The sequence below is a fragment of the Bacillus sp. RC51 genome (assembly GCF_044908115.1).
Lineage (GTDB): Bacteria > Bacillota > Bacilli > Bacillales > Bacillaceae_G > Bacillus_A > Bacillus_A mycoides.
Genome location: NZ_JBIYCW010000003.1, coordinates 57,171 through 83,495 on the forward strand (window position 1 = coordinate 57,171; position 26,325 = coordinate 83,495).

The 26,325-nt window shown below is 36.5% G+C and carries 23 protein-coding genes and 1 pseudogene; 10 read left to right on the forward strand and 14 right to left on the reverse strand.

The genetic code is table 11. The features are described 5' to 3' along the window. Positions 1–86 precede the first annotated feature (86 nt). Positions 87–557, forward strand: a complete 471-nt coding sequence (locus tag ABH959_RS08715) for a sigma-70 family RNA polymerase sigma factor (RefSeq protein WP_404492482.1) — start codon at positions 87–89, stop codon at positions 555–557. A gap of 54 nt (positions 558–611) precedes the next feature. On the opposite strand, the gene ABH959_RS08720 is transcribed toward ABH959_RS08715, so the two are convergent. Further along, positions 612–1,118 carry a competence protein ComK gene (locus ABH959_RS08720; protein ID WP_113936225.1) on the reverse strand — a complete coding sequence of 169 codons (507 nt, stop codon included), beginning with the start codon at positions 1,116–1,118 and terminating at the stop codon, positions 612–614. Between the two features lie 194 nt (positions 1,119–1,312). Between ABH959_RS08720 and ABH959_RS08725 the strand changes: the two genes are divergently transcribed. Next, complete coding sequence (locus ABH959_RS08725) at positions 1,313–1,711, forward strand: DUF4359 domain-containing protein (protein WP_002034805.1); 399 nt, start codon at positions 1,313–1,315, stop codon at positions 1,709–1,711. Positions 1,712–1,731: 20 nt separating this feature from the next. On the opposite strand, the gene ABH959_RS08730 is transcribed toward ABH959_RS08725, so the two are convergent. Continuing rightward, positions 1,732–1,947 carry a DUF2922 domain-containing protein gene (locus tag ABH959_RS08730; RefSeq protein WP_197236193.1) on the reverse strand — a complete coding sequence of 72 codons (216 nt, stop codon included), beginning with the start codon at positions 1,945–1,947 and terminating at the stop codon, positions 1,732–1,734. 20 nt (positions 1,948–1,967) lie between these two features. Beyond that, on the reverse strand, positions 1,968–2,192 hold the full coding sequence (locus ABH959_RS08735; protein WP_002016256.1) for a DUF1659 domain-containing protein: 225 nt from the start codon (positions 2,190–2,192) through the stop codon (positions 1,968–1,970). Between the two features lie 111 nt (positions 2,193–2,303). Between ABH959_RS08735 and ABH959_RS08740 the strand changes: the two genes are divergently transcribed. Continuing rightward, complete coding sequence (locus tag ABH959_RS08740) at positions 2,304–2,789, forward strand: VanZ family protein (RefSeq protein ID WP_212934874.1); 486 nt, start codon at positions 2,304–2,306, stop codon at positions 2,787–2,789. Positions 2,790–2,827: 38 nt separating this feature from the next. On the opposite strand, the gene ABH959_RS08745 is transcribed toward ABH959_RS08740, so the two are convergent. Both ABH959_RS08745 and ABH959_RS08750 read right to left on the reverse strand, forming a co-directional pair. Next, positions 2,828–5,584 (reverse strand): DEAD/DEAH box helicase, encoded by a 2,757-nt coding sequence (locus tag ABH959_RS08745; RefSeq protein WP_002129993.1) that lies wholly within the window; start codon positions 5,582–5,584, stop codon positions 2,828–2,830. After that, on the reverse strand, positions 5,568–7,187 hold the full coding sequence (locus ABH959_RS08750) for an SWIM zinc finger family protein (protein ID WP_113936229.1): 1,620 nt from the start codon (positions 7,185–7,187) through the stop codon (positions 5,568–5,570). Before ABH959_RS08750 ends, ABH959_RS08745 begins: the two co-directional genes overlap by 17 nt. Before the next feature lie 158 nt (positions 7,188–7,345). Between ABH959_RS08750 and ABH959_RS08755 the strand changes: the two genes are divergently transcribed. The 3 genes from ABH959_RS08755 to ABH959_RS08765 are packed head-to-tail and all read left to right on the forward strand — an operon-like array spanning position 7,346 to position 10,786. After that, on the forward strand, positions 7,346–7,834 hold the full coding sequence (locus ABH959_RS08755; RefSeq protein ID WP_002016260.1) for a zinc ribbon domain-containing protein: 489 nt from the start codon (positions 7,346–7,348) through the stop codon (positions 7,832–7,834). 5 nt (positions 7,835–7,839) lie between these two features. Continuing rightward, the gene (locus ABH959_RS08760) at positions 7,840–9,393 is read left to right on the forward strand and encodes a hypothetical protein (protein ID WP_404492483.1); all 1,554 of its coding nucleotides are present in this window, start codon (positions 7,840–7,842) and stop codon (positions 9,391–9,393) included. A gap of 13 nt (positions 9,394–9,406) precedes the next feature. Then, positions 9,407–10,786 (forward strand): zinc ribbon domain-containing protein, encoded by a 1,380-nt coding sequence (locus ABH959_RS08765; RefSeq protein ID WP_404492485.1) that lies wholly within the window; start codon positions 9,407–9,409, stop codon positions 10,784–10,786. Between the two features lie 194 nt (positions 10,787–10,980). On the opposite strand, the gene ABH959_RS08770 is transcribed toward ABH959_RS08765, so the two are convergent. Together ABH959_RS08770 and ABH959_RS08775 are read right to left on the reverse strand one after the other, a co-directional pair. After that, positions 10,981–11,283: a DUF3910 family protein gene (locus tag ABH959_RS08770; protein ID WP_113936232.1), complete on the reverse strand. Its 303-nt coding sequence runs from the start codon at positions 11,281–11,283 to the stop codon at positions 10,981–10,983. 85 nt (positions 11,284–11,368) lie between these two features. After that, on the reverse strand, positions 11,369–12,244 hold the full coding sequence (locus tag ABH959_RS08775; protein WP_242310184.1) for a cell wall-binding protein EntA: 876 nt from the start codon (positions 12,242–12,244) through the stop codon (positions 11,369–11,371). Between the two features lie 677 nt (positions 12,245–12,921). Here ABH959_RS08775 and opuD point away from each other — a divergent pair. After that, positions 12,922–14,436, forward strand: a complete 1,515-nt coding sequence (gene opuD / locus ABH959_RS08780) for a glycine betaine transporter OpuD (RefSeq protein ID WP_088040446.1) — start codon at positions 12,922–12,924, stop codon at positions 14,434–14,436. A 306-nt stretch (positions 14,437–14,742) separates the two neighbouring features. Further along, the gene (locus ABH959_RS08785; RefSeq protein ID WP_002068447.1) at positions 14,743–14,877 is read left to right on the forward strand and encodes a hypothetical protein; all 135 of its coding nucleotides are present in this window, start codon (positions 14,743–14,745) and stop codon (positions 14,875–14,877) included. 155 nt (positions 14,878–15,032) lie between these two features. On the opposite strand, the gene ABH959_RS08790 is transcribed toward ABH959_RS08785, so the two are convergent. From ABH959_RS08790 to ABH959_RS08815, 6 genes are all read right to left on the reverse strand, one after another. Next, positions 15,033–16,334, reverse strand: a complete 1,302-nt coding sequence (locus ABH959_RS08790) for a glycosyltransferase family 2 protein (RefSeq protein WP_002139087.1) — start codon at positions 16,332–16,334, stop codon at positions 15,033–15,035. Beyond that, positions 16,331–17,086: a diguanylate cyclase domain-containing protein gene (locus ABH959_RS08795; protein ID WP_078421824.1), complete on the reverse strand. Its 756-nt coding sequence runs from the start codon at positions 17,084–17,086 to the stop codon at positions 16,331–16,333. The genes ABH959_RS08790 and ABH959_RS08795 overlap by 4 nt, the downstream gene beginning before the upstream one ends. A 260-nt stretch (positions 17,087–17,346) precedes the next feature. Then, positions 17,347–18,558, reverse strand: coding sequence for a NupC/NupG family nucleoside CNT transporter (locus tag ABH959_RS08800; protein WP_002016182.1), 1,212 nt, complete (start codon positions 18,556–18,558; stop codon positions 17,347–17,349). Between the two features lie 362 nt (positions 18,559–18,920). Beyond that, positions 18,921–20,639, reverse strand: coding sequence for a C40 family peptidase (locus tag ABH959_RS08805; protein WP_113936234.1), 1,719 nt, complete (start codon positions 20,637–20,639; stop codon positions 18,921–18,923). 210 nt (positions 20,640–20,849) lie between these two features. Continuing rightward, positions 20,850–21,734: a D-amino-acid transaminase gene (locus ABH959_RS08810; RefSeq protein ID WP_242310178.1), complete on the reverse strand. Its 885-nt coding sequence runs from the start codon at positions 21,732–21,734 to the stop codon at positions 20,850–20,852. Between the two features lie 573 nt (positions 21,735–22,307). Next, positions 22,308–24,236 carry an LTA synthase family protein gene (locus ABH959_RS08815; protein WP_002089649.1) on the reverse strand — a complete coding sequence of 643 codons (1,929 nt, stop codon included), beginning with the start codon at positions 24,234–24,236 and terminating at the stop codon, positions 22,308–22,310. A gap of 550 nt (positions 24,237–24,786) precedes the next feature. Between ABH959_RS08815 and ABH959_RS08820 the strand changes: the two genes are divergently transcribed. Beyond that, entirely contained in the window at positions 24,787–25,152 is a 366-nt protein-coding gene (locus ABH959_RS08820) for a YkvA family protein (protein ID WP_404492486.1), read from the forward strand. 50 nt (positions 25,153–25,202) lie between these two features. Then, entirely contained in the window at positions 25,203–25,694 is a 492-nt protein-coding gene (locus tag ABH959_RS08825; RefSeq protein ID WP_113936236.1) for a metal-binding protein, read from the forward strand. 177 nt (positions 25,695–25,871) lie between these two features. On the opposite strand, the pseudogene ABH959_RS08830 reads toward ABH959_RS08825, so the two are convergent. After that, positions 25,872–26,194 (reverse strand): annotated as a pseudogene (locus ABH959_RS08830) (magnetosome magnetite crystal formation protein family). Positions 26,195–26,325 lie beyond the last annotated feature (131 nt).

A 26,325-nucleotide genomic window follows, 5' to 3' on the forward strand; every position in this document is an offset into this window, starting at 1 on the left:
CCCACAATGAAATTTCCTTTCTCATTTTATATTGTAGAGGTACCGCGGAATACTAAAGAGGTATACCTTTTAGAAACGGGCACTGTGTGAAGCCAGCGACTTTTTCAGATACGGTTGTTTTGTATGAAGGTATGATTGTAAATCAAATAAAGAGGTTAAATATTTACCAAGATTATGAAGAGTATTATCAATGTGGTTTAATTGGTCTTTGGCATGCTTATGAAAGGTATGAGGAGGAGAAAGGTAGTTTCCCTGCTTATGCTGTTGTAACGGTACGGGGTTATATATTGGAGAGGTTGAAGAAAGAATGTGTAGTGCAAGAGCGCTATGTATGCACGGACGAGTATGAGGAACGATTTGAGTGTGACGATGCTGGAACGAGGGCGAAGGACTTTATGAGTGTGTTAGATGAGAGGGAGAAGCATATCATTTCAGAGCGATTTTTTACAGGGAAAAATATGGGGGAGATAGCTTCTGAAATGGGGATGACGTACTATCAAGTGAGATGGGTATATCGACAAGCACTTGAGAAAATGAGAGATAGTGTAAGGGGATAAGAATAATAAGTAGAATGGAAGGCAAAGGAAATATTGCGTTCCATTCTATTTACTTTAAGGCAGTAAATGTGGCAAGGGGTTTTTTAAGTGTAGTGAATCTTTTATGTTCATTCGGGATAATATATGTCCAGCTTTCAAAAATTGTTGCTGTAACTTATGAGAGCCTATTTGTATTGTTATGGTAGTTCCGTTAAAAAAATGAATGTTTGCTTTGTTAGTTTTTTGGGGAAACTCTATCTCCTCTATATGGTTATAGAACAACCAAATGCAGTTTGGAGAAGAAGGAGATTCTGTAGGGAAAACGCAAATATATTCTTTGTGATTAATCGGAATTGGAACATTTTGTTTGAGCTTAAAGTTTATTTGGACTGCATGACGTCTACCTTGATAAGTAGAATGAACATGTGTTAGACAAGATTTCTTTATGAGTTGGATAGCTGTTTGGCAAGAGTACAGAGGGTTTCCGCTACTGCCGATAATTTTTGTCCGGTAATAAGGGTGTTTGCAAGGTTCGAGCATCATTGTAGAACTAGAAATAAAAATATCATTCTCATTATCCATGATTCTAAAATCCTCCCTTATAAAAATTTTTATTCTGAATATAATTATATACGAATTATGTAAAATTATTATTAATCTTTTGTTTCGTATTGTAAATTTTTACGGTTCGTTTACAATCAATAGATGATAGTCTTTCTAATTTGCATCGCTTGTACATATATATGAAAATAGAAAAGAGTAGGCGGTGATATAGCATGAAGAAAAAGTATATTATTATGGCTCTAGCTGTTGTTCTCTTAGTTTATTTAGCAAACAGTAATCCGGGTAAGGGAGAATATACGGATTGGGCAGCAAAACAATTTATGAAGCGTAATGATGTGAGTAAGAAGCTAGAAGAGGTTGAGAAAGAAAACAAAGAGGGTATACTTGGCGACTTAGCATCGGCGGGAAAAAAATTGGCAAATAAGTATGTTGAACCACAAGTTGGATTATTAATTGAGCATTATACAAAGCGAAATGATTATATTTTCTTCTCAACATATACGACAGAGTTTGATTTAGGCGGAGAGAATTATAAGTATGTTTGTGTTGGTTTTTCAAACATCTTTATTCCAATTGAAATGCCGAAGAAAAAAGACGAATCTGCAAAATAATGCAGATTCGTCTTTTTGATTTACGGAGTGATTTGAACTTCAGATACGTTTTTTTCTATGAGGCGAGCCCCTTTTTTACGAGTATTTTCACTAATTGATGAAAATACAGATGAAGCAAGAATGGTATCCATTACTTGATTTACGACTAGTTCATTTACTGGTGTAATGGGATTATCGATAGAAAGGGCAACTGTTTTCCCATCTTCTTTCACGAAAACTAACTCTAGTACTTGCATGTTTTATTCCCTCCTTTTAATTATAGATTAGAAAGATCTGACGTGCTTACAAGTTGTACAGCGTGAAGTGATGATTGTTGTAGTGAAGCAAGAGCACGTGCTACTTCATGTACTTTTCCTAAATCTGCATTTGTTTTTACACGTTTGAATTGCTTGTTCTTAAAAACTGTTTTACCGTTTTTGTCTAATCCTCCGTTTAATACAAGGCGTAAAGTTAAATCCATTACGATTGTTTCAACTGCCATGTTTATCACCCCCTTTCACTTTATAAATAGGGTGTAAATGTCATGTTTTGGCGTGAAATTTTTTCTTTTTTTTGGTACTCTTAAAAGACTAAGAGAGGGGTTTTCGGGAGAATGAATCGTAAATGGTTATTTTGGATTCCTGTATTACTATGGATGGGGCTTATTTTCTATTCTTCAGCACAGCCATATAAAAAACAGGATATGCGCTCGGATATTGAGCAATATGTAAATGTTGAGTTTGTGAAAGAGCATTTTTCATGGGTATCTATCGATTATGGCGGAGGTACGCCTGTTAGTATCGCAAATAAAGGTGTAGGTGGATTTGTTGAGTTTTTCCTTCGTAAAGGTGCTCATTTTATGGTGTTCTTTATGCTCGGTTCATTGACGTATTATGCTTTTCATCGATCGGGTTATTCGAGAAAAAGGTGCTTTGCATACGCCCTCCTTTTCGTTGCGGGGTATGCAACATTTGATGAAATTCATCAATGGTTTACAGGAGACCGTACACCGATGTGGCAAGATTCATTGCTTGATACGTGCGGCGGGTTAACAGGAATTATAATAAGCAATTGGTTTTGGCATAGAAAAAGGAGCTAATCTCAGTTAGAGATTTGCTCCTTTTTCATTTATCCACCTTATACGCCAAGTAATTCTTTTAGTTCGTCGGTTGATAGTTCGGTCATCCAACTATCGCTTGTAATGACGGCGTTGTTTAATGATTGTTTTCGTTCTAACATTTCATCAATCTTCTCTTCAAGTGTTCCCGTTGTAATAAGCTTATGAACGTGAACGAAGCGTTTTTGACCGATGCGATAAGCACGGTCTGTTGCTTGGTTTTCTACAGCTGGATTCCACCAACGGTCATAGTGAATGACATGGTTGGCGGCAGTTAAGTTTAATCCTGTTCCGCCGGCCTTTAACGATAAGATGAAGATGTCATACGTTCCATTTTGGAACTGCTCAATCATCTTGTCACGCTCTTTCTTCGGTACGCTCCCGTTTAAGAAGAGGACGCGCTGACCAAATGTTTCTTCTAACATACTTTTTAGCATGTTCCCCATGCCAATGTACTGAGTGAAGATTAAGCAACTTTCATTTTGGTCTTTTATATTTTCGATGAGCTCCATTACCGTTTTTGTTTTCATAGAGCGCTCGACGATATTTTGTGGTTCTTCTTCTTTCAAATAAAGGGCTGGGTGATTACAAATTTGTTTTAGCTTGTTCAGCATTAGTAATATAAATCCGCGTCTTTCAATTCCGCTTAATCCTTCTACATTTTGTAATGTATCTTGAACAAGTTGTTCATATAAGGAAGCTTGTTCGCCAGTTAGTGGACAATAAGCTTTCTGTTCTTGTTTATCTGGTAAGTTTAATGCGACCGTTTGATCTTTCTTCGTACGACGCAGTAAAAACGGCGAGATAAACCGCTGAACTTGCTGGATTTTTCCTTCATCGCGGTCCTTTTCAATCGGTGTGACGAAGCGGCGCTGGAATTGTCCTAAGCTTCCGAGATACCCATGATTGATAAAGTCGAAAATAGACCAAAGCTCAGCAAGTCGGTTTTCCATCGGTGTACCGGTTAAAGCAATTTTGTGATTTGCTTGTAGGTTTCTTACTGCTTTCGACTGTTTCGTATGTGGGTTTTTTATATTTTGTGCTTCGTCTAAAATAACGGCGTCCCAGCATAACGTACTAAGTTCTTCTTCATCAAGCTGAGCTAATGCATAAGAAGTTAATATAACATCTGCTGATTGAAGAAAATCTTTAAATGACTCATCCTTAGATCGGTTACTTCCATAGTGTAACTGAACACGTAAGCTTGGTGCGAAACGCTCAAATTCTTTTTGCCAATTTCCAAGGACTGATGTTGGTGCCACAATTAATGCAGGACCTGTTTGGAGATTGTTTTCTTTAGCGTATAGTAAGTAAGTTATCGTTTGAATACTTTTTCCGAGTCCCATATCATCGGCTAATAACGCTCCAAATCCAAGCTTTCGTAAGTATAGCAACCACTCAACACCGTGTTGTTGATACGGGCGGAGTGTTGCTTGTAGTGAAGATGGTACATCTACTTTTGGAATATCTCCAATGTGCAGAAGTTTTTGGAAAAGCTCTTCGTAATATCCATCTAGCTCGATTTCAATATCGGTAAACGGACTATCGTCTTCTACAATTTCTGTTTCTGCCGTATTAGATAAATGTTGCTGCAACACATCTTTCATTTCAAGTCCATATTTATCGGCACGGTGCATTAGTTTTTTTACTTCTTCAATAAAGGCAGGATCAAGTCTCATCCATTGACCATTTAAATTAAAAAGACGTTTGTTTTGTTCAACGAGTTCGAAAAATTCGCTTTCTGATAAATCAATTCCGTCCGTTGAAATGCGCCAGTCGAAATTAACGAGCGTATTCATGCCGAAGAAAGACTGTGTTTGTGCTGTACTTTGCTTCAGCTGTACACGCAACCTCGGTTTTGTTGCTTTTAAATTTTGCCACCATGATGGTAGTAAAATTGTAATACCTGCTGCCAGTAATTCATTACTTGCTTCGGTTAAGAAGTTCCAAGCTTCCGTTTCAAAGAGTTCTTCTCGGAACTTGTCGTCCTCTTTTAGCCACGGTACGAGCTTACTGAATCCTTCTTGTGTTTCAAGGATACGTTCTTCGTAATCGTGCCATCGTTTTGGCAAGGAATCGATACTTTCATATACATATATGCGATGCGCACCACGTTTTGGTGTAACGATTGTTTCAAGCTTCCACATTTCAAGTTCTTCTTGCGGTTCTTGTAGTCTTAAGCCGACTGTAAATGGAAGGTCATCTTCAATGTAACCAATTTTTCGAAGCCAATCTTCTTCATGTAGTGCTGCTTCCAATTGCCTTTTCGTAAAGTCGTAATGTTCATATAGTCTCTTTGCATCTTCCCATCCGTCATTTGAGCGAGCATCTTGCAAAATACTTTCGTTCACAGCGGCAGAGAAAAGAGATGCTAACATGTCATCTTCAATTGAGGTATTCTGAACTTTCCAAGATGGCTGCTGAGACCAATGCTTCATGTCAGGTGCGAAGCTGCCGCTGACGAAAGCGTCCCATAATTCACTTGCGTCCTTTGTAAGTGCCGTAATAGGACCGTTCATTTGCATATTTGCAAATGAATTCATCGGTTTATTTGCGATGTATTCAAATGCCTGGGCATTCGTTAACATAACGCCTTGTTTGCCCTCGTACGTTGCTTCTTTTAAAAACGTCCCGTAGAAAGAAGTAGAGTGCCATGCGAACGCATTTTTTTTCCAAGTTGCTACGGATAAGAGAGTACCGCTATCATCTTCTCCCCAAAGGAACCAACCTTGACTAACGTGCTGGAGCCTAATTGTTACTTCAGTTTGTATGATCATCGATTAATTTTCCTCTCCGTAATTCCTCTTGTAGTGCACGCAGACGTGAATGTAAGTTAGCGATATGAATAATGAAAGCATCCCATTCATCAGTTCGCTTCAGTCGTTTATAAAGCATACGTAATTTCTTTAAGTAACGAACGGCACGTTTATATGATTTGCGATTTCGCTCTTCAATTGCTTCCATTGCGGCATGGTGATAGAGAGGAAGTGCTGCTTCGGGTGCTTCTTTTTCAATATCTTTCAATGGTTCTTTCAAAAGTTCGATTACTTCGAATCCATATAAGAGCTGAAGTTCCGTCCATGCATGGTATTGTTTCTTCGCAAGTACATATTGTTCATAATTTGTGAAACTATACGGTAATAGTTCTTGTAAAATCATTTCTAATCCCGCTTGTTCATTCGTATGCGTTGCATATGTCTCATACATCATCACAAATAATCGAACGATATCTTGTATGAAGACGGTATTCTCTTGTTCCGTTATCGTTTCTTTTACTTGTTTATAAGTAAAGGAAAGCCAATCTTTAGCGCGGTCCCACTCCATCGCACTTAATAATTCTTCTAACCAATAGAAGTAAAGGCTCACAACAGAAGAAGGCTGTTTTTCCAGTAATTCCATTGCCGATACATCTTCACCGTTTAAAAAGAGCAGATGAGAAGATGCTAATGCTTTGGAAAGTGGATTGATTTTAGTATCAATTCGTTTCTTTTCTTCTTGTAGCTGCTCTTCTGTTCGTAACAGTTCACCCCATACGTGACGATAAATGAAGAATCGCTCTTGTGTATAGGCATCGGTAGAGAAGAATGATTCATGTATGAGCCGCGCTGTTTCTTCTAAAATCGGTTTGGATTCTTCTGGAATCGCCTCTGTTTTTAGGTCCCTAACGGTAGATTCAACTTTATCAACGAATAGGCGAACGACGTTAACTGGTTGGTGATAAGAATATAGTTTGTTTGCTTCAAATTCTTGAATTTCTTCTAATAATTTTTGAAAGCAATAAAGTGCCGCGTGCAACTTAAATAATTCATGAATAGCAACGATGCGCGGAGCTTTCCGTTCTAATTTTGTATAGAAGTCTGTAAAAAGACTCATAAGAAAATACATTTGTTTATAAGTGAGCCGCGCTTGTTCTTTTTTAAATGATTCATATTCATTTTCAAAGTATGTTTGCCAACTTTTATAATCCATTTCTTCAAAAGCTGATGATTGCAATACTTGTCGTGCAGTTCGAATAGGAGGAAGAGAAGGTTTTGTATTATTTTTGAATAAAGTTAATACATCTCCTACTTGCCCAAAACTAGAAGCTGCAGATAGTAACACAGCAAGCATATGCTGACATTGCGTTGGCGCGAAGCAATCGCAATAGCTTTCAGTGACATTACGAATCGGGATGTGAACGCTATATACACTGCCTTCAGCATTTACAGTTCCGGATAGCGTATAGCCATCAAAGTCAACGTTATAGACAACACCACTACGATATAGTTGCCGAGCTGTAGCGACATGCTCTTGATCAGCAACTTGCTGTGGATCAAGCCCTTGAACGAACTCATTCGCAATCATCATAATTTCATCTTTCGTAATTGAGTCTTGCAGCATAATATTCCTCCGTACACAGATTTCTTTCCTTTACCATTATAAACAAAAAATGCTCAAAACAGAAAAAATGAAATTCTAATTACACAATTAGAAAATCATGGTAATATATATAATGTTAATTTTGTATATTACCATGTAATTAAAAGGAGAGAATTTGTTTGTCAGATTTACAATCGAAGTTTGGTAATGGCATGAATAAGTTGCAAGAGGGAATTGAGCAAGGCAAGATGAAGTTGCAAGTAGCACAGGAAATGGCGCAATTAAAGAAGATTACACAAGAGAAGTTACAAGAAAAAACTGAAATTTTACTTGAACTTGGTCAAACGGTGTATATGCAACTTCGTGATGATGAAGTTCGAGTAGATTTGTTGAAAGCTATTGTAGCACCAGTGCAAGAGCTTGATGTTGCTATTTATAACACGCGCAGACAAATTTCTAATTTACAGAGACAAGAACAAAAAGGACAGTGTAGTTGCGGTGGTCCATTATCATTAAATGATAAATTTTGCGGGCAGTGCGGTAAAGAAAATGAGTTACTCCTTCAATCAAAAAATATTGAAAAAGAAGCATGTTCTTCATGTGGTGAACAAATTGCAACGGAAGCTACATTCTGTCCCGCATGTGGTATGAAGCAAAGTAAGGAGTGAGGAACATGTATTGTAAAATTTGCGGTTTAGAACAGCCTGAGGCAGTAAACTATTGTACACATGACGGCTCAAGTACGGATAGTATAGATAGCCATGTTATGTTAGTCCCGCAATCTTCGAAGTATTGCCGAACATGTGGACAGGAAAGTAAAGAATATGCTACATATTGTGAGAAATGCGGTGATTCTTTATTAGGAGTCGCCCAAAAAGAATCGAACATAAAGTTACCAAATGCAGGAGCGCAATTACATGTAAATGCATCAGGAAGTATGCTGAAAAAAGGATTATTCGGTGGTGCTTTTGCAATTGTATGCATGTTCATTGCAGGCTTCATTGGCAGTTTAATAATAGATTCTGCTATAAATGATGTAGTGGAGACAGCGGTTAGAAATACGGATGGTATGTTGAATATGACTACCATTAATCAATCATTTATTGGTATAGCACCATTAATTTTAATGTGTCATTTAATAGGTATTGAAATTAGCGGGAGCGGGGCATACACGATGTCATTCCTTCTTCATATCCCGTTATTCATCTTGGTAACTATTCCGGCACTTATATTAGGTGGAAGTGGATTTTTTGTTGAAAGAAAAAAACCTTCAATTAGTTGGCGAGAGAAGTTCATGACATCATGTGTAATTGGCATGATATACGGTATTTTCTTATGTATTGTAAGCTTTATGGCAAGTTCTTCTACATCTATTTCTTATTTCTATCAAACGATGACTATTGATGTTGTATATTCTCATGTTGTTAGTTTATTGTTTGGTATTATATTTGGCCTATTATTCAGCTTTATTGGTATGAGTATTGAAGCAGGACCGCATCGTATGCTTTCTTCTACTAGTCAGTTTGTCCCGTATGTAACGTCTATTTATTATAGTATAGTGACTGTTTTGAAAGGACTACTTATTACATTTGGTATTATGCTTATTACGATTTTATTTAGTAGTTCAAAATCAATGGGTCCAATTGATTTTCCAGAGAAGGCGTATAAAGTATTACTTTCTTTAGAAGCAACACCTTTCATGTGGAATATGGCCCACCTTTCTCCAACTGAAATTGAGTGGGGGAATATGGAGAGAGAAATGCATAGATATTCAGTCGAAAAAGGGCCGCTGCATGTATCGTATATGTCAGGCATATCAATACAGGGTACGTCTTTAAAAGACCTGGAAATCGCTAATGGTGCTAGTGCTGATCGTATAAAAGATATTGATGATTTTAATTCATATTTACATTGGTGGGGATTATTAATTTTTCTACCATGTATTCTACTAGTTAGGGCTGGAATGAAATTGGCTCAATATCGTATGCGAAATATGTACGTAACTATAGCAGTGTTTAGCGCTGTTTATACTGTGATGATGCTTTGTGTAAATGGATTAGCAAAAATTCATATTACAGCTTCAGGAAGTAAGGAAATTATGAAGGAGTTCGCTGGAATTTCTGGACCGATATTATCTATTCAAAGTAACACGCTATATTTAATAGTAGGTAGTTTTCTTATTTCTTACGTATTAACATTCGTGGGTATGAAATTAGTAAAAAAATAAGGGGGAGAAATACTTGAAGTTTTGTGGAACATGCAATAAACAAGTTGCGGATCATTTGAACTTTTGTCCTGATTGCGGAAGTAAAGTAGAAGAAATTGCTGATCAAACAGCTTCTTCTCATTCAGAAATGCGGAGAGAAACAAAGCCAGTGAAAAGTAAGAAAAACATGTTTTTACTTATAGGTTTTGTCATTGTTTTTGCTATTTTGTTTGGCGCATATAAATTCGGTGCGAGCAAGTTCTCGAAGGAAAAGCAAGTAAATGCAATGATTGAAGCATTCCAAAATAAAGATGTGAATGCAATCGATGAGATTTTGAAAGTAGACGATCCAACCTTAAAGGTTAAGACAGAAGATATTAAGGCGTATATCCGTTATTTAAAAGAGAATCCTTCTTATAATAAAGAACTGTTATCATATTTGCAAAGAGAGACAGTAGATCAAAAGTTAGCAAGTGATAAAGCATCTTTTAAAGATGGGAAAATTATAGAAGACGGGAAAGAATGGTTCTTGTATCCGAAGTATAAGTTCAGCATGAAATCGTATTACATGAATGTTAGCACAACTGCAAAGAATGCTGAAATATATGTGAATGATAAAAAAGAAACAGAGCTTTCTAGTGATAAAACTTCGAAAGAATTAGGTCCATACTTCCCGGGTGCTTATGTTGTAAAGGCAAAGGCGAAGACGGAACTTGCTGAATTAGAGACAGAAAAAGAAGTGGATTTAGCAGATGAAAAGAATGGGACAGTAGAAGTGAATTTATCACTTGAAGGAAATTATGTAACCATTTCGTCTGATGAAAATGATGCAACTGTATTTGTTAATGGCAAGAAACGCGGAAAGTTAAATTACGGAAGTTATAAACTTGGTCCTGTACCGACGGATGAAACGGTAGAAGTACATTTGGAGAAAAACGCTGAATTTGGTGTGATGAAATCTGAAAGTATTAAAGTTGGAGATCAAAGTACATATTACTTAAAGTTCCCAAAAGAAGCTTCTAGTTCAGCGGTTGGAGATTTTGTACAAAATCATATTTATAATAACGTGCGTGCAATTGCATTAAACGATTTTAGTTTAATTGAAAATAATTATGATAAGAGCGGGAAATCGTATAAGGAAGACCGTGATTACTTACAATATCTACACAAAAAAGGAATTACAGAAGATTTATTGACAATGAATATCCGCAATGTAGAACGTCAAAGTGCAACGAAATATAAAGTAACGACATATGAAGAATATCATATTCGTTACGGTGACGGCTCTGTAAAATTCAAGAGCTTTAATAATGACCATATCGTTACTGTTAATGGAAATGGAAAGATATTGTACCATTCTCTTGGAGCGAATAATACGCTGAAATCAGAGGAAGTATCTGGTCCGACTCGTTAATATAAGAAAGAGGCTGTTCAATTTTGAACAGCCTCTTTCTTTAGGTAGCTTGCCGTTATTGTCAATCTTTGTCGGTAAATCGATATTCCATGTTGAACCGTTGATATAATTTTCTCTACTCGTGTTCATGAAGGGAAAGTAAAAAGGATATCACCTAGTTGGAAAATCCTACTAGGTGATATCCTTTTTTGCAATTAGAAGCGGGCTTCCTTTAATATCGCTTCTACATATGGATCATTTAATATTTGCTTTATGAGCGGTAGCATTTCTTGCTCGAATGGAATATCAATAGGGAATGGCTTTTGAGAGCCTGGTTTTATTCCGTATTGTACGAGTTTGTAATGTGTATTTTCTTCAGACTTGAGCACAATTAATTTATAGCGATTGTCATCACTTGCGAGTGAGAAGTCAATTGCGATAGCATCATATGTTATATCATCTTTATATATGTACGGTTTTGGTGTACCGACCCAGTCTACCTTAGCTTGTAAATTCATGGACGTCACCTCCTTATATGTATTATATAAAAAATAAAAGCCAGCTCTCAATAAAGAGAACCGGCTGTAACTTAGCAGTCATTGGTTATTTTAAAATTTTCACTTTAACAGTTTTGCGTCCCCATTTGTTAGCAGCGCTATCTGATCCAAGTAGAATGTCGATACGGTTACCTTTAATTGCACCGCCAGTATCACCAGCGATTGCTTCTCCATAACCTTCTACCCATACTTTAGATCCTAATGGGATTACTTTCGGGTCAACAGCGATCATTTTCATGTTTGGGTTCGCTGTTAGGTCATGACCCATTGCAGTTAATACACGGCCGCCGTATGTGCCACCGTTTTCGCTCGGATGAGCTGTATATGCTGTAGCTACAACTGTTAACTCACGACCATTAGAAGGTTCGCTAGTTTCAGCAGCTTTCACAGCAGGCTTAGCAGCTGTTTTTACTGGTGCAGGTGCTTGAGCCTTAGCTGGTGCTGCAGCTTTAGCAGGAGCAGGCGTTTCTTGTTTCTCGATAACAGGTGCTGTACCTGTTAAGAAAGGAACATGAACATAAGCCGTTTTCCCGTTATATTCAAATTGTAACCACTCATTTTGTACTTGGTTCGTTGTTTCGATCATATCGTCTTTCTTAAGCGTTCCAAGAATTTCTGAGTTTGTGTTCGCTTCAGCACGTACATTTAATACGTTAGCTGTTACGTAGTAAGAGTTCTTTGTAAACTCTGCACTTACGAATGCGTCTTTACCATCTAATTTGATTTGTGACCATCCGTTTTCTGTATTTAGAACATCTAATTTATGACCATTCTGTAATTTACCGACAACTTTTGATTCAGTAGTAGGGTTTTCTCGTACGTTTAGTACGTCTGTTGTTACAACAGTTTCTGCATTAGCAGATGCGGTGAAAATCCCAAGACCAAAAACTGCTGCTGTTGCTATTCCAATTAATTTTTTCATGATAGCCTCCATTGCGTTTGTTTTCGTGTCCTCATTATAGCAACAGATTTTTTCGGATTTTGGGAAAACACACAATTACAAACCATTCGTAATAAGTCGTTAACACTTTGTAATATAACTAGAATGAGAGGAAAGCGTTTTTCATTCCATATAATTAGTAGGTTTCTAGCTATATTCAAAATATTTAATACAACGTATTTTTTTCGGCGTAAATAAAAATATTACAAGGGTGTTACATAATGATTACTATACAGTTACATTCCTTGAGTATTTTACCGTTTTATGGGTAATATAGTTATATAAACATAAACATCTCGTTTGTGAAGTTATAAACACGCGCTATATACTAGCAAAAAACCGCATAATTGTTACAAGAAGAAAGGGTTGTAAAGAATAAATCTGCCCTTTTTTAAAACTGTAACACATCCTTTTTTGGGAAAATCTCTTCCCATCCGCATTTTTCTCACACAATTTGACAGTAGTATTCCAATCTTGTAGCTCTTGCAGAGTGGAAAGGTTGTACGGAAGGTAAGGCTGTCCATAAGAACTCTAATTGGTGAAGGCAAACTTGAGAAAGCCGAAAGAAAATCACCACAAAAAACTATGGTTTTCTATCCGATTTAACATATCGGAATTTATGATTTTTACAAGAAATGAAACATACGAAGGGGGATTTGATGAGGAAACTGACGAAAACATTTATTGTCTCATTAACATTATGTATTGCATTTACACTTTGGGGGATTATTCCCGAATCTATTATTGGAAAAGGTAGCTTAGGAAATGTAACGACTGTAATTCAAGCTGCGTTAGTTAGTAAGTTTGGATGGTTCTATATTATTTCCGTTTCTATTTTCTTAGGAATTGCTATTTTCTTAATTGTTTCTAAGTACGGTTCGATTCGTTTAGGTAAAGATGATGATGAACCTGATTATAGTTATATGACATGGTTTGCTATGTTATTTAGTGCCGGTATGGGAATCGGTTTGGTTTTCTGGGGTGTCGCAGAACCGATGAACCATTTATACACACCTCCGTTTGGAGAGAGTGCGACTGAAGAGAGTGCACGCCTTGCACTTCGTTTCTCATTTTTCCATTGGGGATTACATCCGTGGGGATTATATGCACTTGTAGCATTATGTATTGCGTATTTTACATTTAGAAAAGGAAGAGCAAGTACAATTAGTGCGGCGGTCGGTCCGCTATTTAAAGGCGGTGAACATGGCCGTATTGCCCATATGTTTGATGTTCTAGCTGTATTTGCGACAGTATTTGGTGTGGCGACATCATTAGGACTTGGGGCAAAGCAAATTGCGGGTGGTGTTAGTTATTTAACATCCATTCCAAACTCATTACCAACGCAGCTAGTAATCATCGGAATTGTAACTGTTCTTTATATGCTATCTGCGCAAACGGGACTCGATAAAGGAATTAAATATTTAAGTAATGCGAATATTATTTTAGCGTTTGCACTTATGATAATTGTATTATTTGCAGGTCCAACAAACTTTATTATGAATTATTTCACTTCAACAATCGGTTCATACATTCAAGAATTGCCGAGTATGAGTTTCCGTTTAAGTCCATTAAATGAAGGCGGAAATCAATGGATTCAGTCATGGACAATTTTCTACTGGGCATGGTGGATTGCATGGTCACCATTCGTAGGTACGTTTATTGCTCGTGTGTCACGCGGGCGTACAATTCGTGAATTTGTTGTTGGTGTGTTACTCGTACCAACAGTAATTGGTGCGCTTTGGTTCTCTGTTTTCGGAGGAACAGGTATTCACATGGAGCTATTTGATGGTGCAAATATATATGGACAAATTAAAGAAATGGGCACAGAAGTAGGGTTGTTTGCTATGTTAGACCAAATGGGTAGTATGGGACCAGCTTTATGTGTGTTAGCCATTTTACTTATTTCAACATTCTTTATTACATCGGCAGACTCTGCTACGTTTGTTCTAGCGATGTTAACGACACATGGTAGCTTAAACCCACCAAATCGTATTAAAATGGTTTGGGGTATTGTTCTAGCGGCGTTAGCTTCGATCTTATTGTATGTCGGAGGATTAGAGGCGCTGCAAACTGCGTCGATTATTGCGGCCTTCCCGTTCGTATTTGTTATTTTCTTTATGATTGCAGCACTATTTAAAGAGTTGCAAAAAGAAGGACGTATGAAACAACATTAATAATAGAAGAAAAAAATTCTGTATATATAAATAGTATTAGGACTGCCGACATTCGGCAGTCCTTTTTCACTGTTTTATACTATTGTAGGAAAAGCATTACTTTGTTGCGGAATACTATAGATATCGTTAATTTAAAAAGAAAAATCGATATAGTTCGACATTATCCGATATTTTGCACATTATATTCATATTTTTGACAAAAATATGTCGGAAATGTGTTGTCACTTTTATGTATATGTGCTATATTATTTCCTGTAAGCGATTTCAAATAGTTTTAAAGCGCATTCAAGGGGGACAACTAGAATAATGAAACGTTACGAAAGAAAGTGGAAGCATATTTGTTTGAAACGTGTGGCACATCGAAATGCCCAAGAAAGCACGGAACCAAAGACTGAGACTCGTAAAGAGCATCAAGAGAAGCAATTGGTTCTACAAAAATAGCAATCACTTTTTCGTATATAAATGAAGGTCGATCGTTCGTTGGGGGATGGACGTGAAATAACTTTCAGCTAAGGGGTATTGTCTGATATATATAGTATTACGGTAAAAAATAAGCACAGAGCATACGGCGCTCTGTGCTTATTTTTTAATGAAATCTATTTTTCTTTTTTAAATCGTACTGTTTTATCCCAACCAATTACTTGTTTCTTGCTCTTTGCACGTAAGTAAAGAATGAGACTGCGAATAAACAAATACGTAAAGAGCTGTGCGTACGTAAAGTACATAATGACGCTTATGAAAATGTTGGTCGGTGTAAAGGTTCGTTCGACGCTCTGGGCACTAAATAATTGAGAAACATATGTAATATATGCGACATACCACATAAATAGTAATGGAATGCTATATTGAATTTGGAATATGCCGAGCAGTCCAATTACAAACCAAACGTTTGAAATGATTAGGAATAGCCAAAATACGACATACACTAAAACTTGTTGTAAGGAATGGACGAGAAGTTTTCCTTTAAAGAAGCTTAACGAAGAAAACATTTTTTCTAAAATGTATAAGTTTCCTTGAAGCCAACGTGTCCGCTGTTTTATAAGGATTTTTAAATGTTCAGGTTCTTGTTCCCATGTAATCGATTCCGGGACGATTGGTAAGAGATAGCCCTTTTGGGTAATTCTTAATGTTAATTCGGCATCCTCTGCAATTGCATAAGGATCATAGCCGCCAAGTTCCTCTAATGCGGAACGACGAAGAAGCATGTTTGTTCCGGTTAGTGAACCTGTTTGGAATAATAGCCAGCGTCCAGATTGCATAAGGAGCTGGAAAATCTGAAATTCTAATGAAATCATTCGTGTAAGCCAGTTTCTTTTCTCATTTACTGTACGAACGTGTCCAACTGCTCCAACGGCATCCTTTGTTGTTTCAGCATGTTCTACGAGCATTCGCAGTGCATGTGGTTCAGGTTGATTATCTGCATCGTAAACACAGAAATATTCACCATCCGAAATGCTAAGGCCGTAGTTTAATACACGCGATTTTCCTTTCGGTTCGCCAGGTGGTACACGAATGTGATGAATATGAGCATAAGCTTTGTCGAAATCATCTCCAATTTCAGGTGTTTCATCTTGAGAGTTATCGTTTAATAAATAAACGTTTAGTTTGCCTGGGTATTCAATCTTTGCCATTGCTTCTAATGTATCTTTAATAACAACCCCTTCATTATGGGCAGGTATTAAAATATCTACACTTGGATAATGTTCTAGCGTACGATCTTTTCGTTTACTATTTCGATGAATTAAACCCGCAATTGTTAAGAAAGAGTAATAAACGAGTAAAGCAGAGAATAGAAAGGCCGTAAAAATCAATACATATTTAATTGAAAATGTGATGCTAATCCAGAAAACAAGTACACAAAACAAAATAAATAAAAGAAGCATAACGAGTGTCATCATAATGTGATATGTCCCTTTGCATTGATTTGTTCTCGTTTTATTTTAATATCTTGAATTGCTTCAGCAGCAAGCCATTGTGCCATTTTTGGATGTAGACGGTTCATTACAATGTCAGCACCGGCTTCATTTGTATTTTGTAATAAAATAACTAATGTGTTGCTGTCATATTCAGCAGCAAGGTCAAAGTCAGCTCTGACTGTATCAACTAATAATGAAGCTACACGATCCATGACACTTTCTTTCGTATATTTACTAAAGGAAGTGAAATCAAAGAAAATGATAATGCCTGTTTCATTACGACGATTCATCGCAGTTGTTAATAAAGCTTGTCGTCTTTCGAATTCTTGTCTTGTTAATAATTTTGATTCTCCAATGTATTGCTCAAGCACTCTTACCCGTTCAGTTAACTCTTTATTTTTAAGGATAACCTTTTTTAATAGATGGGTTGAAATATAAACAATGAAGAAGTTAGCTGCCATCAGGAAGTGGGTAATAATATATTCCCATTGATCTGATGTACTCCATAAGTGAAGCCACGCTTGATAAAATAAATAGAATACTGAAATGATTGTTCCCAGTATGAAGAAAATAAATGCTGTTTTATCAGGTAAAAATAAGAATAGTACATTTATGATGACATATATAATTGTAAAAATGAGCGCGTGCTCATATTTCGTCACATGTACAGTAGTAAAATAAAATAAAATTTGTAAAATCCACATAGAGAGGACTTTATAGGACTTATCTTTCACGAAACTTTCCTCCTTAAAAATAATTCGTGCTGGATATTTGTAGTATGCACAATTATTAAGAAATGACCATGTAGCTGGAAGTTGTTTGGGGCGAGATACATCAAGTAGTATCCCTCTTTTATAAGAAAAAATAAACAGACATACTAATTATTGTAACATAGCGTCTATACATCTATACATAAAGTATTTAATATATACGAAAATTATATTTATGTTATATAAAAAAGCCTCCTCTTTAAAAGAGGAGACTTTACATGAGTTTATAGGAACATCATACCTGCGACTGCTGCGTTTAAGAAGTTCGCTAGTGTACCAGCGATAACTGCTTTAATCCCTAATTGTGCAATTTGTTTACGGCGAGTAGGAGCTAACGTTCCTGTTACACCTAATTGAATTGCGATAGAAGAGAAGTTTGCAAAACCACAGATTGCAAATGTTAAAATCATATTTGTTTTTGCAGAGAACTCTGCCATGTGTGGTCCTAAGTTTGCGTATGCAACGAATTCGTTGATTGCAAGTTTTTGACCGATAAAGCTTGCTGCTTGGATAGCTTCACCTGGAGAAACCCCGATTAAGATTGCAAATGGTGATAATAAGTAACCGAAGATTAAATCAAGGCTAAGTTTAATATCGAACCAAGAACCAACCCATCCTAATAAGCCATTTAATAAAGCGATTAATGCAATGAAGGCCATTAGCATTGCAGCTACGTTAATAACAAGTTGTATACCTTCAGATGCACCGCGTGCAGCTGCATCGATAACGTTTGCGTCTTCACGCTCTGTTGAAAGTTGAACATTATTATCTACTTTTTCTGTTTCTGGCATAATTAGTTTTGCAATTAATAAACTTGATGGAGCTGCCATAATTGCTGCTGCTAATAAATGTTCTAATGGAATTCCCATTGCTGCATATCCGACAAGAACTGATCCGGCAACAGCTGTCATACCACTTACCATAATAGTGAAGAATTCACTGTTAGTTAAACGTGCTAAGTATGGTTTAATTAAAATTGGTGCTTCTGTTTGTCCTAAAAATACAGTTGTTACTGCATTTAAGCTTTCTGCCTTAGAAGTTCCAAGAAGTTTACTTAATGCACCACCAACGATACTAACAAATTTCTGCATAATACCTAAGTAATATAAGATTGCAACTAATGAACTAATAAATACAATTGGAAGTAGTGCTTGAATAACGAAAACAAATCCCCAAGGGCCTTTTGCGTTGACTAAATCCCCAGCAACGAACCTAATTCCCTCGTAAGAAAAATTAATTAATCCTTGAACGCCATCAGCAGCAACTTTTAAGCCTGCTTTTCCAGCATCCCATCGCAATACGATAAATGAAAATGTCATTTGTAATGCTAGCGCGATTAAAATTGTGCGCCAATTAATAGCTTTGCGGTTAGAAGATAGTAAGAAAGCAATTGCTAATACTCCAATCACGCCGCCAATTCCCCATAAAACATTCATGCAGTGTATGCTCCTTCCTCATAGTAAAAAAGTGTATAAACCAGTTGTCTATACTTTTGCGAATATAACATCTTAAGTAACTTATCATAATGGACATCGGAGGTCAAACGTCTAACGAAAAGTTTAAATAAAAAGAAAATTCTTTGAAAAAACACATATAAAATGAATAGACATGAAATAGGTTATGTTTTTTGTTGAAATATATTCATTATGATAACGTTTTGGGCAATTTCAATAGAATATAGTGTATGAAATAGGAGAATGAACGCATAATTTTTTCGTAGAGAGAATGAAAGGGGATTACTATGTTGAGTCTTTTAAAAAGAGCCTTCTAGTAAACTAGAAGGCTCTGAAACTATAACTTAAGGTGCTTTCGTATACCCTAAGAAATGGCTTTTCCAATAAGAGTTGTTTAATGAAGCGATTGCTACACCTTTATCTCCGGATTGGATGAATGATCCCCCGCCAAGGTAGATACCCATGTGAGAAGGACCTGCTTTATAAGTATCTTTGAAATAAATCAAGTCTCCAGGTTGTGGACTTGAAGTTTGTGGCAAGCTGCTCCAATATCCAGCAACACTTTGGCGGCTAATGTTATGACCAAATTTCTTAAATACGTGGTAGATGTAACCACTGCAGTCAACACCATTAGCAGAAGTACCGCCCCAAACGTATGGTACGCCTTGCATAGATTTCGCGTATGCAAGTAGAGAAGAACTGTCACCGCTATTATTAGTATTATTATTGTTGTTATTATTTTGATTGTTATTTTGGTTGTCGTTAGGCTTATTATCTACTGCGCCACCAACTGGTGTTTTAGATAGGAAACGTGTTCCGATGTAACCAGTTTGACCGTTGTAGTTAATTTTGCTCCATCCAGAGTTTTCAGAGATTACTTGAACCTTCTGTCCTTGTGGAAGTGCGCCTATGATTCTATAATTTGTACCTTCGCCGCTACGTACATTTAGTGCAGAAGCATTAATGTAGTAGTCACCAATTGCACCTTGATCAGGTTGTTTCGGTTGTTCAGGAGTAGCAGTGCCACCTTTAACGAATTTTACAAATTCGCTACTAACATAGCCTGTTTTTCCTTGGTAGTTTACTTTAAACCAGCCGTTTTCAGATCCAACTACGTTTAATGTTGTACCATTTAACACGCCGCCAATTACACTATGGTAAGCAGCAGGGCCTGTACGAACACGTAGAGATGTTGCGTTAACAACGTAAGTACCGCCAGTTTGAACAGTTCCATTATTATTTTGCTCTTGGTTGTTACCTTGAGTGACGTTTTCGTTAGAACCGCCTTTTGTTACGTAGTCCTTGCTTAAGTAAGCAGTTTGTCCTGCGTAATTGATTTTGAACCAATCTTGAACTTCGCCTACAACTTGTACAACTTGTCCTTGTTTAACAGAACCTACAGTTGGATGAGAAGTGCTAGGACCTGTACGAACGCGAAGAGAAGATACATTTACTGTGTAGTTTCCGCTTGCTGGTTGTACATTTGTTTGATTGTTATTATTGTTTGTAGAACCTGTATTTGAAGAAGCGCCTGATACAAATTCGCTACTTACATAACCTACTTGCCCATTATGGTTGATTTTCACCCAACCATTTTCTTGACCAATTACGTTTAATGTTTGTCCTTCATATACACGTCCTGAAACAGAACTAGAAGTGTTAGGAGCTGTACGTACACGTAATACATCAGCAGTAACTTTATTGTTTCCACCTGTGCTTACATTGTTATTCGTTGCTCCGTTTTTTGATACAAACTCGCCACTAACAAAACCAGTTTGTCCATTAACGTTAATTTTGAACCAACCATTTTCTTCTCCAATTACGTTTAATGATTGACCATTATAAACGCGAGAGATGACGTCGTGAGAAGTACTTGATCCTGCACGAACGTGTAGTACGCTAGCATTCACCGTATATGATGAATTGTTTGATGCGGAAGCTTGGACAGTTTGTGTAGCAGCTTTTTGTGTATTTTGTTCAGGGGCAGCTTGAACACTATCAAGTGTAGGAGCTGCTCCTCCTGCTACAGACACTGCCGCAAGACCGGCAAGGTATTTTTTCATAATTTTTCGATTCCTTTCTGTCTGTAATGTAGTGAAGAAATATTTACCAACTGTTAAAAATTCTAAAGAGCATGTCGATTACTGTCAAGACTTATGTGGTAATCTGAATATGACAAAAAGGTTACAAAAAAAAATCAAGGTATAAATCTGCACCTTGATTTCCATTTAAATACATATATTTGATGTGGAAAATGAGAAGATTATTCGTATTTAGGAAGATGTGCTGTTGGATTTTAAAAGGCTTTGAGAAAATGACCTTTGTAGTAATTTGGTGATAGGGCCAACTTGACCATCTTGAATCGCAGTTCCATCGAGATGGGTCATCGGTAAAATTTCAATAGTCGTTCCCGTAAAGAAGCATTCATCTGCTTGATAAACATCGCGAACGCTGAAAAGCTCTTCCTTTACAGGAAGTTGAAGAGTGTTAGCTAAAGAAAGGACGTACTGACGAATAATGCCGTTTAAAATAAGGTGATTGGCTGGATGCGTATACAGTGTTCCGTTTTTTATGAGAAAGAAGTTAGAGTGGCTACCTTCAGTTACAATACCATTTCGTACGAGAAGTGCTTCTTTACAACCTTTGCGTTCAGCTTTCGTATAAGCTAATACATTTGGTAATAAATTTAGCGATTTAATATCACAGCGGAGCCAGCGTGTATCAGGTTCTGATATAGCACGTACACCGTATTCAATCCATAAAGATGGTCTTTCTTTTTTTGAAATATAAGCATAGATTGTCGGAGATGTGTCATATGAAAATGCATGTGCTCGAGCTTGTACACCACGAGATACTTGTAAGTAAATTGTTCCGTCTTCGTGGAAATTATTGTTTTCAATTAATTTGTAGAGTAAGATGATGAGTTCGGCTTTTGAGAAAGGAAGTGATAATTCTATTTCTTCAAGGGAGCGATATAATCTTGTTAAATGTGGGTCTAATAAGTGAAAGTTTCCGTTATAAAGGCGAATAACTTCATAGACGCCATCGCCAAATTGTAAACCTCTTTCTTCAAGTTCTATGTACGCGCGATGTTTTGTTGTATCAATAACTGCATCATTCCATAGTACAAATCTTTCGTATGCCAATTTTCGTCCCATCCTTTCGTTAGTACATGAATAAAAATCACTATAGTAATTTTTATGTAAGCAATTCTATACATATGACGTATATGTATTTGTAAATCACAGAGAAGTAATGGTGATTTATCCCGCATTAACTACCCGTAAATGCCCGATTGGTGAGGGCGAATAATCAGTGTGGGATGAACAAAACCCCCACTGATGAAAGTTTCACTTTATAGCATTTTGTATATACAAATTCGGAAATGAGAAATAAGAATCCTGCTTTTTGAAAAAAAAAAGCAACATTCGTATGGAATGTTGCAAAAGGAGGGTAGCTATCTTTCATAGGGACATCGTCTTTAAAGGTTTCATTAATGCAAACAAAACACTTGGAAAGACAATTATAAGAAAGTTGAAAACAAATGATGAACATATTTCTTTAAGGGATCTTATTGAAGATGAGAGATAAGAAATATGTAGAACCTTGTTTACATATTTTATTATAAAGATGTTTCGTTAATGTGGTGTAAATATTAGGTGAAGGTTATGTAATTTTAAAGTTAATGTATAGAAGAATGTGTAGAGAGGAAAATAAAAAAGAGGCTGAGGTTACTCAGCGCTCTTCTTTTCTTCTTTAATAACCGTTTTTACTTCACCAGTTTTGATCTTATTGCTTTCAGAGAAGCGAAGTAAGTCGCCTTCAATGATTTTGTCAGACATGTGCAATTCATTTTGTGCACGATCAATAAGTGGTTGAGCTTCTTCTTTCGGTAATTGTACAACTTCACCTGTGTTACGATCGTAGAATGTACTGTTTGTGTACATGTACTTATCTGTAATGAAGCTACCGTCACGAAGAACAACGAATCCTTTATTGTCTGGTGAGAATACATCATGACCGAATTGGATTTGATTCGAAGAATCTACACCAAGTAGGTTTAGAATTGTTGGTTTAATGTCAATTTCACCAGTTGGTTTTGAAATTGTTTTACCCTCTTTTTGACCTGGAACGTGAATAAACATCGGTGTTTTTTGTAAGTTCATATGGTCAAATGTAGTGATTTCTTCTTTTCCTAAGAACTGTGCCATTGCACGGTTATGATTCTCAGAAATACCATAATGGTCACCGTAGAATACGATAACAGAGTTGTCGTAAATACCTTCAGCTTTTAGACGCTCAATAAAGTGCTTCATTGCTTCGTCTAAGTAGCGAGCTGTTACCATATAGCGGTCAAATACTCCATCACCAGAATTGTACTCGTCGATTAATTTCGTACTGTCATCATAAGTGAATGGGTAATGGTTTGTTAAAGTAAGGAAGCGAGTATAGAACGGCTGCTTCACTTGTTTTAACATATCGATAGACTGATCGAAGTATTCGATATCCTTTAGTCCCCAGTTTAATTTTGTTTCTGGCGTAATCTTGTAGTCAAGTTCGTTGTAGTAACGATCATAACCAAGTGCCGGATACATAATATTACGGTTCCAGAATGTTGCGTTGTTTGCATGGAATACTGATGTGTGATACCCTTGCTCACGCAAAATTTCTGGAGTTGCTGTATATTCGTTGTTACCGTGTGTGAAGAATACAGCACCACGGTCTAGTGGATATAACGAAGTATCTACTAAGAATTCAGCATCAGATGTTTTACCTTGCCCAGTTTGATGGAAGAAGTTATCGAAGTAATAACTTTCTTTCGCAAATTGGTTTAGGAATGGTGTAACTTCTTGTCCATTAACTTGCGCACCAATTAAGAATGTTTGTAATGATTCAAGAGAGACAACAATTACGTTTTTCCCTTTTGCAGTACCATACATATTTGGATCTGGTTTACTTTGTGTTGTTTTCACATAGTTTTCTGCTTCTTGTAATTTACTACTATCAGCAAACGCTTTTTGTGAACTTGATTTTGCTTGTAGGCCAAGATCGTATGCTTGGTGTACATATAATCCTAAGTTTTTAACAAGCATAACGCGGTCGAATGAACGTGTTAATAGTTCTGGACGCTCAGCTTCTGCAAATCCTAGGTTTACGCAGAAAATAGCAACTGTTGACACGAAGTATAGGGAACGCATCGGACGTGCTACACGCTCTGTCGGTGCAAAATCTTTCTTCTTCTTCAATAGAACGAAGAATACGATAATATCCGCAAATGCAAGGATGATTTTGAAGTTAAATAATTCTTTCACACTGGAACCTAAACTTCCGAAATTAGACGTTTGTCCTAGTACTGGTAAAGTAACGAAGTCATTGTAGAATCCGTAGAACATTACGTTACCAACAAGAATGAACGTTAAGATAAAGTTAATTCCTAGTGCTATATAGTTACGTTTTTTCCCTTTTGCAAATAATGCAAGACCCACAAACAGTAATGATGCTGCTAATGGACTAATGAATAAAATGAATTCTTGCATGAAAGATTCAAGTTTTAAATCGAAGCTAGTGCGTGTAATGATGTAGGATTTTAGCCATACGGCCAAAGCTACGAATAAAGTGAAACGCACATTTTGAAATTGTGATTTCATGGTTTCTTTCATTCATTTCCACCCTTTCTCTATCAGGCTTGGTCGATTTTGGAGCGAAAAATGCTAAAATAAAAAATACATAGTTTTCTTGGCCATAATTAGAGTTTCTATATTCACCCATATACGACTTTAACTATGCATACCCTTTTTGGTTTCTTGTGCTGCTCATAAGCATAACGTCATTTCTGTATTATACAACAAAATTCATTTCTGAGAAACACTATAACAATTTACATTTTTTGTATGTGATTTGTCTCTACCAGAGAAAACTTTAACATTCGTTTATATGCCCGTCAACTAGAAAATATAACAAAAATAGAAAAGAATGTTAAGCGGAATTGAAAGTTTTTTGGTTGAGAAATATGGAATAGAAATCTTTAAGTGGTTGTCTAGAAAACTATTATATGAAGGAAAATATGAAAAAATTAACGAACACTTGTTCTTTTTGGTTTTGTTTGTTACAATGAAATTTCATTGATAGATTATGTGTAATTTTGATGAACTTTTACTGATAACATAACATATTGTAGCTTATTTCTTTTGAAAATAGGGAGGCTTTTGAATGAAACAAAAATTTTCAGTTGAAGCGTTTTGGAAGAAAATAAAACATGTTGCGAAGCAGGCAGGGCAGTCGGTAATCTATGCGAGTTTATTGTTGTTTTACGTTTTGCAAAGACCGGATGTTCCAAAACGAGTGAAAATTATTGTAATCGGAGCACTTGCTTATTTCATTGCACCGATTGATGCCATTCCAGATTTCATTGCTGGAGTCGGTTATACGGATGATTTAGGTGCGTTAATGGCCGCACTATTACAAGCATCGATATACGTAAATGAAGAAGTGAAAGATAAGTCGCGAGTGAAGTTGGCAGAATGGTTTGGTTCGGATATAGACACATCATTTATCGATCAAAAATTAGATCAATAGGTGAGAACTGTCATAGGATGACAGGGCGAACGTAAGCGAGGAAGTGCATTATGCCATCAGGAAGAACGCATACGAAAATAAACTTAATATCCCTTCCGATTGTTTTGTTTATGCTCTTTTCGTATGGATTAACAAGTTTTGATTTTTTATTAACTTTTGCAATTGGCTTTTTAGTAGGTACTTCATTTTTAACACCGGATTTAGATACGTACAGTAATGCGTATAATAAATGGGGATTCCTCCGTATTTTTTGGTATCCATATAGGAGCGTAATGCCCCATCGTTCCTTCTTCACACATACGATTATAATTGGTGATATTATTCGTATTGCATACATGTTAATCGTGTTTTCTCCGTTTTTATTCCTATTAAATATAATCGCATTCGGCGGAAATTTAATAGAAATTGCGAAGGAACACGAGGTTGAAATTGTAACGTTTGTAATGGGGATTGTTGTGGCAAGTACGCTCCACATTATAGCGGATAAAGCGAATACGCGCCGAAAGAAAATGATGAGAAAAAAGAAGAAACGCAGAAGATAAAGAAACCGTCCCAAAAGGTATTTTGGGACGGTTTCTTTCTTATTAATAGGTAGGTTACTCTTGTCGTATTTTGTAGTTAAGTCGATATTCCTTGTCGAATCGCCGATAAAATTTTATTTACCATCATGCGACATCAATTTTTGGACAGTTTCTTTTTAAACAAATGTTTGTTTAAAACTAAGCTTTCAGTACCTTAATCCCTTTTACAATATTCCAAATGAAGTAGTATAAGCTAATGATTCCGCAAATGCATAAGACAATCATTGCTCCGATTCCAAGTGTTACGTCTGATTGATCAGATCCGATCCGATACCCATAATTCCTAAAATAACTAATCCAATAAATGTGGCGATGCTTGGAATGATATGTGTCCATAGAGCACGTTTTGCATGTGGTTTCGTTTCAGAGTCGCCCACAATCCACACGATAATAGGGAATAAGATGGGCGCAAATAATACACTAAAGTATGATAAAGCTGCTAATATTTTGTTTCCGTTCATATATATCACCTCATAAATAATGTCCGTTGTTATACTTTTATTATGCAGGAAATTTGGCGAGCTTCCTATCGATTAACATTACAAGAACGTGACGCTTTTGTAAGATTTTCTATTTAAATGATAAAATTTTC

Bases quoted from the DNA above. Each gene is read 5' to 3' on its own strand.
- ABH959_RS08720 (WP_113936225.1), bottom strand. From the start codon at position 1,118: ATGGATAATGAGAATGATATTTTTATTTCTAGTTCTACAATGATGCTC.
- ABH959_RS08725 (WP_002034805.1), top strand. From the start codon at position 1,313: ATGAAGAAAAAGTATATTATTATGGCTCTAGCTGTTGTTCTCTTAGTT.
- ABH959_RS08730 (WP_197236193.1), bottom strand. From the start codon at position 1,947: ATGCAAGTACTAGAGTTAGTTTTCGTGAAAGAAGATGGGAAAACAGTT.
- ABH959_RS08735 (WP_002016256.1), bottom strand. From the start codon at position 2,192: ATGGCAGTTGAAACAATCGTAATGGATTTAACTTTACGCCTTGTATTA.
- ABH959_RS08740 (WP_212934874.1), top strand. From the start codon at position 2,304: ATGAATCGTAAATGGTTATTTTGGATTCCTGTATTACTATGGATGGGG.
- ABH959_RS08745 (WP_002129993.1), bottom strand. From the start codon at position 5,584: ATGATCATACAAACTGAAGTAACAATTAGGCTCCAGCACGTTAGTCAA.
- ABH959_RS08750 (WP_113936229.1), bottom strand. From the start codon at position 7,187: ATGCTGCAAGACTCAATTACGAAAGATGAAATTATGATGATTGCGAAT.
- ABH959_RS08760 (WP_404492483.1), top strand. From the start codon at position 7,840: ATGTATTGTAAAATTTGCGGTTTAGAACAGCCTGAGGCAGTAAACTAT.
- ABH959_RS08770 (WP_113936232.1), bottom strand. From the start codon at position 11,283: ATGAATTTACAAGCTAAGGTAGACTGGGTCGGTACACCAAAACCGTAC.
- ABH959_RS08775 (WP_242310184.1), bottom strand. From the start codon at position 12,244: ATGAAAAAATTAATTGGAATAGCAACAGCAGCAGTTTTTGGTCTTGGG.
- opuD (WP_088040446.1), top strand. From the start codon at position 12,922: ATGAGGAAACTGACGAAAACATTTATTGTCTCATTAACATTATGTATT.
- ABH959_RS08785 (WP_002068447.1), top strand. From the start codon at position 14,743: ATGAAACGTTACGAAAGAAAGTGGAAGCATATTTGTTTGAAACGTGTG.
- ABH959_RS08790 (WP_002139087.1), bottom strand. From the start codon at position 16,334: ATGATGACACTCGTTATGCTTCTTTTATTTATTTTGTTTTGTGTACTT.
- ABH959_RS08800 (WP_002016182.1), bottom strand. From the start codon at position 18,558: ATGAATGTTTTATGGGGAATTGGCGGCGTGATTGGAGTATTAGCAATT.
- ABH959_RS08805 (WP_113936234.1), bottom strand. From the start codon at position 20,639: ATGAAAAAATACCTTGCCGGTCTTGCGGCAGTGTCTGTAGCAGGAGGA.
- ABH959_RS08810 (WP_242310178.1), bottom strand. From the start codon at position 21,734: ATGGGACGAAAATTGGCATACGAAAGATTTGTACTATGGAATGATGCA.
- ABH959_RS08815 (WP_002089649.1), bottom strand. From the start codon at position 24,236: ATGAAAGAAACCATGAAATCACAATTTCAAAATGTGCGTTTCACTTTA.
- ABH959_RS08820 (WP_404492486.1), top strand. From the start codon at position 24,787: ATGAAACAAAAATTTTCAGTTGAAGCGTTTTGGAAGAAAATAAAACAT.
- ABH959_RS08825 (WP_113936236.1), top strand. From the start codon at position 25,203: ATGCCATCAGGAAGAACGCATACGAAAATAAACTTAATATCCCTTCCG.